The sequence below is a fragment of the Rhodococcus globerulus NBRC 14531 genome (genome assembly GCF_001894805.1).
Classification (GTDB): domain Bacteria; phylum Actinomycetota; class Actinomycetes; order Mycobacteriales; family Mycobacteriaceae; genus Rhodococcus_F; species Rhodococcus_F globerula.
In genome coordinates this window covers 197,178-208,059 of the sequence record NZ_BCWX01000006.1, presented here as the reverse complement: position 1 = coordinate 208,059, position 10,882 = coordinate 197,178, and the positions used below count along the sequence as shown (strand labels likewise).

At 61.0% G+C, this 10,882-nt stretch carries 12 protein-coding genes; 1 reads left to right on the top strand and 11 read right to left on the bottom strand.

From position 1 onward, the window contains the following. Nucleotides 1-615: 615 nt before the first annotated feature. Nucleotides 616-1,875: a UDP-N-acetylglucosamine 1-carboxyvinyltransferase gene (gene murA, locus RG2_RS26650; RefSeq protein WP_033236110.1), complete on the bottom strand. Its 1,260-nt coding sequence runs from the start codon at nt 1,873-1,875 to the stop codon at nt 616-618. Nucleotides 1,876-1,929: 54 nt separating this feature from the next. Between murA and RG2_RS26645 the strand changes: the two genes are divergently transcribed. After that, nucleotides 1,930-2,502 carry a cob(I)yrinic acid a,c-diamide adenosyltransferase gene (locus RG2_RS26645; RefSeq protein ID WP_033236109.1) on the top strand — a complete coding sequence of 191 codons (573 nt, stop codon included), beginning with the start codon at nt 1,930-1,932 and terminating at the stop codon, nt 2,500-2,502. A 14-nt stretch (nt 2,503-2,516) separates the two neighbouring features. Here RG2_RS26645 and RG2_RS26640 read toward each other — a convergent pair whose 3' ends face one another. The 10 genes from RG2_RS26640 to RG2_RS26595 form a co-directional block, all read right to left on the bottom strand. After that, nucleotides 2,517-2,939 carry a DUF2550 domain-containing protein gene (locus tag RG2_RS26640; protein ID WP_033236108.1) on the bottom strand — a complete coding sequence of 141 codons (423 nt, stop codon included), beginning with the start codon at nt 2,937-2,939 and terminating at the stop codon, nt 2,517-2,519. A gap of 49 nt (nt 2,940-2,988) precedes the next feature. Further along, nucleotides 2,989-3,357 (bottom strand): F0F1 ATP synthase subunit epsilon, encoded by a 369-nt coding sequence (locus RG2_RS26635; RefSeq protein ID WP_033236107.1) that lies wholly within the window; start codon nt 3,355-3,357, stop codon nt 2,989-2,991. A 6-nt stretch (nt 3,358-3,363) separates the two neighbouring features. After that, on the bottom strand, nt 3,364-4,815 hold the full coding sequence (gene atpD / locus RG2_RS26630; protein ID WP_003941349.1) for a F0F1 ATP synthase subunit beta: 1,452 nt from the start codon (nt 4,813-4,815) through the stop codon (nt 3,364-3,366). Between the two features lie 3 nt (nt 4,816-4,818). Next, nucleotides 4,819-5,802 carry a F0F1 ATP synthase subunit gamma gene (locus RG2_RS26625; protein ID WP_033236106.1) on the bottom strand — a complete coding sequence of 328 codons (984 nt, stop codon included), beginning with the start codon at nt 5,800-5,802 and terminating at the stop codon, nt 4,819-4,821. Between the two features lie 48 nt (nt 5,803-5,850). After that, complete coding sequence (atpA, locus tag RG2_RS26620) at nt 5,851-7,494, bottom strand: F0F1 ATP synthase subunit alpha (protein ID WP_033236105.1); 1,644 nt, start codon at nt 7,492-7,494, stop codon at nt 5,851-5,853. Between the two features lie 62 nt (nt 7,495-7,556). Then, the gene (locus RG2_RS26615; protein WP_033236104.1) at nt 7,557-8,381 is read right to left on the bottom strand and encodes a F0F1 ATP synthase subunit delta; all 825 of its coding nucleotides are present in this window, start codon (nt 8,379-8,381) and stop codon (nt 7,557-7,559) included. Nucleotides 8,382-8,386: 5 nt separating this feature from the next. After that, on the bottom strand, nt 8,387-8,947 hold the full coding sequence (locus tag RG2_RS26610; RefSeq protein ID WP_033236103.1) for a F0F1 ATP synthase subunit B: 561 nt from the start codon (nt 8,945-8,947) through the stop codon (nt 8,387-8,389). Nucleotides 8,948-8,956: 9 nt separating this feature from the next. Then, nucleotides 8,957-9,205, bottom strand: a complete 249-nt coding sequence (locus RG2_RS26605; protein ID WP_033236102.1) for an ATP synthase F0 subunit C — start codon at nt 9,203-9,205, stop codon at nt 8,957-8,959. An 80-nt stretch (nt 9,206-9,285) separates the two neighbouring features. Further along, a complete protein-coding gene (atpB, locus tag RG2_RS26600) occupies nt 9,286-10,110 on the bottom strand; it encodes a F0F1 ATP synthase subunit A (RefSeq protein ID WP_045071318.1) in 825 nt (274 codons plus the stop codon). A gap of 282 nt (nt 10,111-10,392) precedes the next feature. Beyond that, a complete protein-coding gene (locus RG2_RS26595) occupies nt 10,393-10,872 on the bottom strand; it encodes a Cg1360 family ATP-synthase-associated protein (RefSeq protein ID WP_033236101.1) in 480 nt (159 codons plus the stop codon). Nucleotides 10,873-10,882 lie beyond the last annotated feature (10 nt).

The window sequence follows — 10,882 nt, the reverse complement described above, 5'->3', positions numbered from 1 at the left end:
TTTCATGGGCAAGCCCACTAATCAGTCATAGACAAAAAGAGTCAAATCACTAGCAAAAAAACTCAACTAGCAAAAAATGTGTCGGCAACCATTCAGACGGAAGAATGAACAATCACCGACGAAAAATACTCACACCCCGAACATCAGAACCGAAACCCGAAGGCCCGGAACATCATTCGACATGTGAAGTACCAAATAATTTGGCACTGACATTCATCGACACACTGTTGAGTTCTCAAAGAACACGCGCACACCATCACCGCGACCTTCAGGCCACTCGCTCCGGGGCAACTTTTCCAGCCTATCCCATCGAAGTCACCGGCGCAAACCGGAACATCGTGAAGAAGAACTGGGGTTGAAGCACAACCATACATGATGGAAACTACTTCGGATTTTGGCCAGGCACTTCGTACAACCTCGTGTCACTCGCTGTGAAGCGGGAGTCGGTGTCCGTGTCGCTCTGACTTGGAATAAGTTACGCGAACCTTCAACGAATTAACAAATCGCCTGGTCGCTCTACTGGACTGAACAAGATTTGCGAGGTCACAGCGATTTCCGTGCCGGCTGAATCCAACTAAGCCGCACAACTGCCCGATGTGACCCCGAGCACCCCGACTATTCGGTGCTGACCCTCTCGATAATCCCGCCCAGTCCACGCAGGTTCTCGACAAAGCGCGGATAGCCGCGGTCGATGTGGAAGATGTCGTGCACTTCGGTTACGCCATCTGCCACCAAGCCGGCAAGAACAAGTCCAGCTCCGGCGCGAATGTCCGAAGACCACACCGGCGCGCTGGACAGAACCGGCACTCCCCTGATTACGGCATGGTGACCGTCGGTCCGGGCGTCTGCGCCTAAACGGATCATTTCCTCCACGAACCGGAAACGGGATTCGAAGACGTTCTCTGTGATCATCGACGTTCCCTCTGCCACTGCTGCCAGTCCGATGGCCATGGGCTGGAGGTCCGTCGGGAATCCCGGGTACGGGAGCGTCGCAAAGTTGACGGCTTTGGGCCGCTCACGTTGGACAACTCGAAAACCGTCGACTTCCGGTGTCACTTCGGCGCCTGCAGTTCGCAGTTTGTCGAGGACCAACCCGAGATGCTTGTGGTTGACCCCACGAACGCGTACATCCCCCCTGGTCATCGACGCGGCGACGCCCCAGGTTGCTGCAACGATGCGATCACCGATGACCCGGTGTGTGGTCGGTTCCAGTTTGCGAACACCTTGAATGGTGAGCGTCGTGGAGCCCCCGCCACTGACCTTTGCCCCCATCTGGTTCAGCATGTTGCACAGATCGACGATCTCCGGTTCACGTGCCGCATTGTCGATGACCGTTTCACCACGCGCGAGAACGGCAGCCATGAGGATGTTCTCAGTAGCACCGACCGACGGAAATACGAGGCGGATGTTTGCGCCGTGCAGGTCATCGGCCTGCGCCACAACACACCCGTGCTCGATTTCGCTGTGGGCACCGAGAAGTCGAAGACCAGACTGATGCATGTCGAGTGGGCGGGATCCGATCGCATCGCCACCGGGAAGGGCAACCACGGCCCGTCGACAACGCGCTACGAGTGGTCCCAAGACACAGACCGATGCGCGGAACTGCTTCACGGCGTCGAAGTCTGCGTGGTATTTCGGTTCGGCCGGCGTCGTGATCCGAACTTCGGAATCTTCAAGTTCGACTTCGCACCCCAGGCCTCGCAGCACGTCCGCCATCAGCGGAACGTCGAGGATGTCTGGGCAGTTGGTCACGACGGTAGTGCCCTCGGCCAACAATGCTGCAGCCATCAGCTTCAGCACACTGTTCTTGGCGCCCCCGACTGAAACTTCACCTTCGAGGCGCTGACCCCCGGTTACAAGAAAGTGCTCACTCACGGTTCACAGCCTAGAGCCACAACCGTCGAAACTCCGCGCCGGTACCGTTGGCGTATGAGTGTTCACCTAACGAAGATCTACACCCGGACCGGCGACGACGGCACCACAGGACTGAGCGACTTTTCGCGCGTGTCCAAGAACGACCCGCGCCTGACCGCATATGCGGATTGCGACGAAACCAATGCCGCGATCGGTGTTGCGTTGGCCCTCGGCAATCCGTCGGAGAGTCTGACGGCGATACTTCGACAGATTCAGAACGACCTCTTCGACGCGGGAGCCGACCTGTCCACCCCGGTCGTCGAGAATCCCAAATACCCGCCGCTGCGCATTACCCAGGCATACATCGATCGCCTCGAAGGCTGGTGCGACGAACTCAATGATGAACTGGCACCGCTGAATTCGTTCATTCTGCCCGGCGGAACGCCGTTGGGAGCTCTACTGCACGTTGCTCGGACCGTATCTCGCCGAGCCGAACGAGCGGCGTGGTCGGCTATCGATGCGCACCCTGACGACACGAGCGTTCTGCCCGCCAAATACCTCAACAGATTGTCGGATCTGCTCTTCATCATGGGAAGAGTTGCCAATCCGAACGGTGATGTTCTCTGGAAGCCAGGCGCCGGCGCCTGACGCCGCACCTCCGGTCAGGCGGTACGTCGCCTGCGGGCACGCCCGTCTGGCCGAGATTCCACCCAGGACAGGAACGCGGTCAACGCTCCACTGTCCAAAGCGATTTCGTAGTTCGACGACCCATCACGCAGACGCAGGACAACGATGTCGTCACTCATGATGTCGAATTCGGTACCGGAGGGAGAGCGACGGCTCTCGACCTCGATGCCTTGACGGTCGACACGTGAATCCGGACCGGGCCGGAGAGAAGAAAGTTTGAAGAATACGAAGGAGCTTTCGCCGTAGCGAATGATTCCGTGTCGCCACCCGCTGTCCCCCGGAGAGGGCAGAACACGAAGAAGTGCTGCCGTACCACCGCGGCGCAGGATCACCAGACGGTACAGAAAAGCCGCGACGAGAACCGCGAGCAGCACAACCAGAATGATCAACACAGTCATTCCGAATGTCACTGTTCGTCGGCTCCCGTCGCGGCTTTGCTCTGATTAACTACGCGCGCTCGACTGCCCGAAGCTGACCCTTGGCGACCGCAATCGCCTCGTCGTCGGCTTGGGTGTCAGCGAGTACTGCCTTGGCAGCGCTCACGTCGATGTCCTCGGCCATGTCCGCGGACTCGGCCAGAATCGTGACGGTGGTAGCCGTCACCGACAGGAAACCGCCGTGAACTGCCGCGACGATGCGCTCACCGTCGACAGACGTGATCGACACGGTGCCGCCCTCGATGAGCTGGCCGAGAACCGGCTCATGCCCAGGCATGATGCCGATCTCGCCCTCAGTCGTCTGAGCGCTGACCAGCGTCGCCGTACCCGACCACAAGCGCTCCTCGACGGCAACGAGTTCTACGGTCATCTCAGCCATCGTGGACTACTTCCCGGCCATCTTCTTGGCTGCAGCCTCGACGTCGTCGAGTCCACCACAGCTGTTGAATGCCTGCTCGGGAAGGTGATCGAACTCGCCCTTGCAGACGCGGTCGAAGGCTTCGATGGTGTCGCGAAGCGGCACGACGGAGCCGGGCTCACCGGTGAACTTCTCGGCAACGATGAAGTTCTGGCCGAGGAACTTCTGGATACGACGGGCGCGGCCCACGAGGACCTTGTCCTCTTCCTGAAGCTCGTCCATACCGAGGATGGCGATGATGTCCTGCAGTTCCTTGTACTTCTGCAGGATGCGCTTGACCTCGTTGGCAACGCGGAAGTGCTCGGCACCGACGATGCCGGGCTCCAGGATGCGGGAGGTCGAGCTCAGCGGATCCACAGCGGGGTAAATACCCATCTGCGAAATCGGGCGCGAGAGCTCGGTGGTGGCATCGAGGTGCGCGAACGTCGTAGCCGGCGCGGGGTCGGTGTAGTCGTCGGCGGGCACGTAGATAGCCTGCAGCGACGTGATCGAACGACCACGGGTCGAGGTGATGCGCTCCTGGAGCTCACCCATCTCGTCCGCAAGCGTGGGCTGGTAGCCCACTGCCGAAGGCATACGGCCGAGGAGGGTGGAAACCTCGGAACCTGCCTGCGTGAAGCGGAAGATGTTGTCGATGAACAGCAGGACGTCCTGGCCCTGAACGTCGCGGAAGTACTCCGCCATCGTCAGTGCGGACAGGGCGACGCGCATACGCGTTCCGGGCGGCTCGTCCATCTGGCCGAAGACAAGGGCGGTGTCCTGGAGGACGCCCATCTCTTCCATTTCCAGGTGGAGGTCGGTGCCCTCACGGGTACGCTCACCGACGCCTGCGAACACCGAGGTGCCCGAGAACTCGCGAGCGATACGCGTGATCATTTCCTGGATCAGAACGGTCTTGCCGACGCCGGCACCACCGAACAGACCGATCTTTCCACCCTTGACGTACGGGGTGAGAAGGTCGATGACCTTGATGCCGGTCTCGAGGATCTCGGTCTTACCTTCGAGCTGATCGAAGGCTGGTGGCTTGCGGTGGATGCCCCACTGCTCGCCGTCACGGCCGAGGCCGGGTGTGTCGAGGCAATCGCCCAGTGCGTTGAACACGTGGCCCTTGACGACGTCACCGACGGGAACCGAGATCGGCTTGCCCGAGTCGGTCACTGCAGTGCCGCGGACCAGGCCGTCGGTGGGCTGCATGGAGACGGTGCGGACCAGGTTGTCACCGAGGTGCTGAGCAACCTCGAGCGTCAGCGTCTTGGCGACCGAGGGAAGCGTGATCTCGGCGTTCAGGGCGTTGAACAGTTCAGGAACAGCGCCACGCGGGAATTCAACGTCCACGACGGGACCGATGACCCGCACGACGCGGCCGGCTACGGCCGAAGCCGAACCTGCCCCGTTGTTTTCGGTTACTGCTGCGGTCATGTGCTAGTCACTTCCTGCGCTCGAGGCGAGCGCGTTGGCGCCGCCGACGATCTCGCTGATTTCCTGGGTGATCTGGGCCTGGCGAGCCTGGTTGGCCTGACGGCTCAACGTGTTCACCAGTTCGTTTGCGTTGTCCGTCGCGGCCTTCATAGCGGTACGACGGGCTGCCGACTCCGATGCCGCAGCATCGAGAAGCGACGAGAAGATACGCGTGCTGACGTACTTCGGCAGAAGTGCGCCGAGCAGTTTCTCCGGCTCGGGCTCGAAGCTGAAGTCAGCGACGGGACCGGTGGAGTGGTCGTCGTCGTGACCGTTGGTCAGCATGTCGTCGCCGAGTTCGATGCGCTCTTCGGACACGGACACCTCGAGGGGAGCCATACGGCGAACCTCGGGGGTCTGGGTCAGCATCGACACGAAGCGGGTGTAGACGATATGGAGTTCGTCGACGCCCTCGATGGTGCCTTCGCCGTTCGGAGCGTCGACCTGGTTGCCCGAACCTGCCATGAAGAGCTCCACCAGGTGGCGGCTGGCCTTCGCGGCATCCGAGTAACCCGGATCCTGCGAGAAGCCCGTCCACGCAGCACCGATGTCGCGGCCACGGAAGGTGTAGTAACCGAGTCCCTTGGAACCGAGCACGTAGACAACCGGCTCCTTGCCCTCGGTGCGGAGCAGAGCCATGAGCTCTTCTGCCTGCTTGAGGACGTTGGAGTTGTAGCCACCACACATGCCGCGGTCACTGGTGACAACGAGCACCGCAGCCCGCTTGGGCTCCGGACGCTCGTTGAGCAGCGGGTGATCGAGCGAAGCAGACGCACTCGCCAATTCGGTGAGTACCTTCGTGATCTCCTCGGCATACGGCTTGGATGCGGCGACGCGAATCTGAGCCTTCGTGATACGCGAAGTCGCGATCAGTTCCTGTGCTTTGGTGATCTTCTTGGTCGAGTTGACCGACTTGATACGGGACCGCAATTCGAGAATGCTTGCCATCGATCAATCACTCTCCCTTCGGAATTCGCAGTGTCATGGGCGCGTGCGTCACTTGCTGACGGTCTTGCGCTTGACGTTGATCTGCTCGTTCGCGACCTCGTCTGCGCCCAGAGCGTCGGCCTCGGCTTCGTTCACGACCCGGCTTCCGTCGGATGCGATGAAGCCTTCCTTGAACTTGTCGGTTGCAGCGATCAGCGCAGCAGCGTTGTCGGCATCGAGTGCCTTACCGCCGTTGATGCTGGAGTAAACGCCTGCAGCCGAGTGCTTGAGGTCTTCGAGCAGTTCCTTCTCGAAGCGACGGACGTCGCCGATCGGGACGCTGTCGAAGGTGCCTTCGCCGGCGAGGTAGATCGAGATGATCTGGTCTTCGACGGGGATCGGGCTGTACTGATCCTGCTTGAGCAGCTCGACCAGACGGGCACCGCGCTCGAGCTGAGCCTTGGAGGCAGCGTCGAGATCGGATGCGAAGGCGGAGAACGCTTCGAGCTCACGGAACTGAGCCAGTTCCAGACGCAGCGAACCGGAAACCTTCTTCATGCCCTTGGTCTGTGCAGCGCCACCGACGCGGGAGACCGAGATACCGACGTTGATCGCGGGGCGAACGCCCTTGTTGAACAGGTCGGACTCGAGGAAGACCTGGCCGTCGGTGATGGAAATGACGTTGGTCGGGATGTATGCCGAGACGTCGTTTGCCTTGGTCTCGATGATCGGCAGAGCCGTCAGCGAGCCGCCACCGAGTGCGTCGGACAGCTTCGCCGAACGCTCCAGCAGACGGGAGTGCAAGTAGAAGACGTCACCGGGGTATGCCTCACGTCCCGGCGGGCGACGCAGCAGCAGCGAGATGGCGCGGTACGCCTCTGCCTGCTTGGTCAGGTCGTCGAACACGACCAGAACGTGCTTGCCCTGGTACATCCAGTGCTGGCCGATGGCCGAGCCGGTGTACGGTGCGAGCCACTTGAAGCCTGCGGAATCAGAAGCCGGAGCAGCAACGATGGTGGTGTACTCCATCGCGCCCTTCTCCTCGAGGGCAGCCTTGACGCCCGCGATGGTGGAGCCCTTCTGACCGATGGCAACGTAGATGCAGCGAACCTGCTTGTTGACATCGCCGGAATCCCAGTTGGCCTTCTGGTTCAGGATCGCGTCGATGCAGACCGCGGTCTTGCCGGTCTTGCGGTCGCCGATGATGAGCTGGCGCTGGCCGCGGCCGATCGGGGTCATGGCGTCGATAGCCTTGATACCGGTCTGGAGCGGCTCTTCGACCGGCTGGCGCTCGAGCACCGAAGCGGCCTGCAGTTCGAGTGCACGGTTTTCGGTGCTCTCGATCTCGCCGAGGCCGTCGATGGGAGCACCCAACGGGTCGATGACGCGGCCGAGGAAAGCGTCGCCGACGGGAACCGACAGAACGTCGCCCGTGCGCTTTACTTCCTGGCCTTCTTGAATGTTCTGGTAGTCACCCAGGATGACTGCACCGATTTCGGTGGCATCCAGGTTGAGCGCGACGCCGACGATTCCACCGGGGAACTCCAACAGCTCGTTGGACATAGCCGAAGGCAGGCCAGAGACGTGCGCAATGCCGTCACTGGTGTCGGTCACTGTGCCGACCTCCTCACGGGAGGCCTCCGGGGAGTAGCTCGCGGTGTAGTTGTCGATCGCGCTACGGATCTCGTCGGAGGAGATCGTCAGCTCCGCCATGTTTTTCCTGCTCTCGGTATCTGGTCTTCGAAAAGATCTGGAGTGTGTGTTCGGCTGAAGGACTATTTGAGGTTCTTCCGCAGTGCTGCGAGTCGTCCCGCTGCACTACCGTCGATGACCTCGTCGCCCACCCGGACGACCAAGCCGCTGAGAAGTGCGGGATCGATCTCGACGTGCACGGTTACCGGCTTCCCGTAGGTGCGGGTAAGTGTGCTCGTCAAACGATCCGTCTGCTCCGCACTCAACGCCGAAGCGCTGCGCACGTGGGCAACAGCGGTATCACGCTGCGCGGCGGCAAGATTCGACAGCTGGTCGAAAGTGTCTGCGGGTGCAGACTTCAACCGGCCGACGGCCTGTCCGGCAAGTGCCTCGGTGACCGCGGTGACCTTGCCGTAGAGCAGGCGCGAAAGGAACTCACGCTTGCGGGCTGCGGGAACCGACAGATCCGAGAGCGTCTGCTCCAGGCTGGGATCCCCTGCCACGATGCGGCCGAGACGGAACAGCTCGTCCTCGACGGTGTCCAACTGGCCCTGATCGGCTGCGGCGCGAAGCAGAGCTTCGCGGCCGAGCAGTTCGAGCGAGTTGACCAAGTCGCGGCCCGCTGACCAATCCTGGCCTGCAGCTGCTTTCACGGTTGCCAGCGCTTCCGCGCCGACCTTTCCGGAGAACAACTGCTCAGCCAAGCCCTGGCGACCAGCGACCGGTGCCGAAGCGTCAGCCAGCGCGCTGCGAAGAGCGCGCTGGCCGTCAAGTACCTCGACCACCGAGAAGAGCTCGGACCCAGCCTGCGCAGCGGCCGCGGTAGCGGCACCTGCAGAGACTGCGCCCAGGGCGCTGCTCAGCGCAGAACGCGTCTGCGCCAAGGATTCACGGCTCGCTGCGTACATGTTGCTCACTTCCTGGCTGAATCAGCGCTGACGGCGTCGAGCTCGTTGAGGAATCGATCAACCGTTCCGGCACGCTTCACGTCGTCGGCGAGGGACTCTCCGATGACCTTCTCGGCCAGGTCTACAGCGGTCTTGCCGAGATCCGAGCGGAGCTCAGCGACGATCTGCTGACGCTGGGCGACGAGCTGGCTGTGGCCTGCGGCCACGATGCGATCGCTCTCCTCCTGCGCCTGAACCTTCATGTCAGCAATGATCTGCTGACCCTGGGTGCGCGCTTCCTCACGGATCTGCGCGGCCTCGGTGCGAGCTTCGGCAAGCTGCGCGCGGTACTGCTCTAGCGCGTCCTTTGCCTCGGCCTGTGCCTCTTCGGCCTTCTTGATCCCGCCCTCGATCTGCTCGGTGCGATCGGCAAGGACCTTCTGGAACATCGGAAGTACGAACTTCCAGAAGACAAAACCGACAACGACGAGGCAGACGATGGACCATACGATGTCGTACGTCGCGGGCACGAGAGGGTTGTGAGTCTCACCCTCAGCGGCCGCGAGCAGAGTAATGGTGGCTGCCATGTCGGTCTCTTAGAAAATGAAGCCGGCGACGAGGCCGATCAGCGCGAGGGCCTCGGTGAATGCAATACCGAGGAACATGGTGGTACGAACCTGTCCGGCCATCTCGGGCTGGCGAACCATGCCCTCGATTGCCTTACCGACAACGATGCCGATACCGATGCCGGGGCCGATTGCCGCGAGGCCGTAGCCGATGGCGCCATAACCCTTGTTGGTGATGGTCTGCTCGGCAACTTCCTGTGCCAGGTAAGCGACGCTCATGGTGTTCCATTCCCTTTCAGTTGACCTTCGCCGGTGTCGACGAAAGGCTCAGTTCTTGGTGTAGCTGAAATGTGGTGTGGTCAGTGATCTTCGGCGTGCAAGGCGAGGTCGATGTAGACCGCGGCCAGCAGAGAGAAAACGTAGGCCTGCAGCACGATCACCAGGATTTCGAAGAAGGTGAAGGCGATAGCCGCGGCCAGGGAGGCAACACCGAAGAGTGCCTGGAAGCCGCCGTTGAGGACAAAGAAGTTCGTTGCTCCGAGGAACAGCACCAGCAGGATGTGGCCGGCCAACATGTTGGCCATAAGACGAACCATCAACGTGAAGGGGCGCAGGACGAACGTCGAGATGAACTCGATCGGGATCAGCAGGAAGTGCAGGGCAGTCGGAACGCCGGGCACAACGATGCTGCTCTTCACGTACTTGAAGAAGCCGTACTTCTTGATGCCCACGTAGTTGAAGACGATGTATGCGAGTGCCGCGAGAACCAACGGCATACCGATACGCGCGTTCGGTGAGATGTTCAAGAAGGGGATGATCGCGGAGACGTTGTTGGCGATGACGACGAAGAAGATCGTGGCAATGACGGGCAGGAATCGCTTGCCCTGTTCCTTACCGAGAACGTCTTCAGCGATCTGCACGCGAACGAAGTCCAACGCGATCTCGGCTACGTTCTGCACACCACGCGGAATCAACCGCGGGCTGCGCATCGCAATTGCGAAGAACGCTGCTACCAACACCGACATCAGAATGCGGATGAGCATCAGTCGGTCGAGCTCGAACGGACCCGCGTGAATCAGTACTGATTCGGGGAAAAAATCGTCTAGTGACGGCGCGTGGAACTCCACGGCGGCCAGGGTGGTGACGCTCAGCGTTCTCTCCCGTAGTCGGTCCGCAGCCATCATTGACTGCGGTTCGATCGGACATTGACGATCTACAAGTCGACAAGTTCGACTCGCGCATTCGTCAGTTGCTGGAGAACCCTCGCGGGGGTCTGGCTTCTGTCGGTGTCGGCGACTCTCGTCGACTCAGTGGCCCAGAATATCGGCCACCTGCGAGCACATGGCATCGTCGGCTGAGGGTTACCTAGCCTGCCTTTGCTCTCGCTTGACGCTGACCCTACCAAGTCATCTACGACATTGTGTAGATGGGGTACCTGAAGGGGCGGTTCGTTACGATTTGTAGTACTACTCTTCGTCGTTGACCGGGGCGCTCGGGGTGGGGTCCACGTACGGCGTCTTGGTTCCGAGAACACCGTATGTTTCCGCCCCGAGGACGATAACCAACGCAAATACCATGACCAGTACCAACGACGTCTTGTCATAGAAGTCGAGCGGTTTCAGAATCGCGAGCACCACAATTGCCAGGATCATCTTGAGCAACCAGGTCCCGAGAAGAACTGCACCAGCGGTCAGGGCCGGCAGTTTCGACGTGAGAAGAACACCCAGTGCGGTGAAGAGAATGAACCCACCGCCGACGGCGGCGCCGAGAAGCGCGCCGTACAGGCCTTCCTTACCGCCGATCAGCCACCCGAGCAGGGAACCGACAATGGTCAGCACAACCAGTCCGATCACGCCCCACTTCACTGCGGAGCGCATTGCTGCGGTCGAATCGGGAATGGGCTGCGATGCCGGCACTGATTGCGGGGTGTTCGTCACGATGCTCAAGGGTAATGGA

What these genes read in the sequence shown, in the direction of transcription:
- RG2_RS26645 (WP_033236109.1), top strand. Translation starts at nt 1,930, where the DNA reads ATGAGTGTTCACCTAACGAAGATCTACACCCGGACCGGCGACGACGGC.
- RG2_RS26640 (WP_033236108.1), bottom strand. Translation starts at nt 2,939, where the DNA reads ATGACTGTGTTGATCATTCTGGTTGTGCTGCTCGCGGTTCTCGTCGCG.
- RG2_RS26635 (WP_033236107.1), bottom strand. Translation starts at nt 3,357, where the DNA reads ATGGCTGAGATGACCGTAGAACTCGTTGCCGTCGAGGAGCGCTTGTGG.
- atpD (WP_003941349.1), bottom strand. Translation starts at nt 4,815, where the DNA reads ATGACCGCAGCAGTAACCGAAAACAACGGGGCAGGTTCGGCTTCGGCC.
- RG2_RS26625 (WP_033236106.1), bottom strand. Translation starts at nt 5,802, where the DNA reads ATGGCAAGCATTCTCGAATTGCGGTCCCGTATCAAGTCGGTCAACTCG.
- atpA (WP_033236105.1), bottom strand. Translation starts at nt 7,494, where the DNA reads ATGGCGGAGCTGACGATCTCCTCCGACGAGATCCGTAGCGCGATCGAC.
- RG2_RS26615 (WP_033236104.1), bottom strand. Translation starts at nt 8,381, where the DNA reads ATGTACGCAGCGAGCCGTGAATCCTTGGCGCAGACGCGTTCTGCGCTG.
- RG2_RS26610 (WP_033236103.1), bottom strand. Translation starts at nt 8,947, where the DNA reads ATGGCAGCCACCATTACTCTGCTCGCGGCCGCTGAGGGTGAGACTCAC.
- RG2_RS26605 (WP_033236102.1), bottom strand. Translation starts at nt 9,205, where the DNA reads ATGAGCGTCGCTTACCTGGCACAGGAAGTTGCCGAGCAGACCATCACC.
- atpB (WP_045071318.1), bottom strand. Translation starts at nt 10,110, where the DNA reads ATGATGGCTGCGGACCGACTACGGGAGAGAACGCTGAGCGTCACCACC.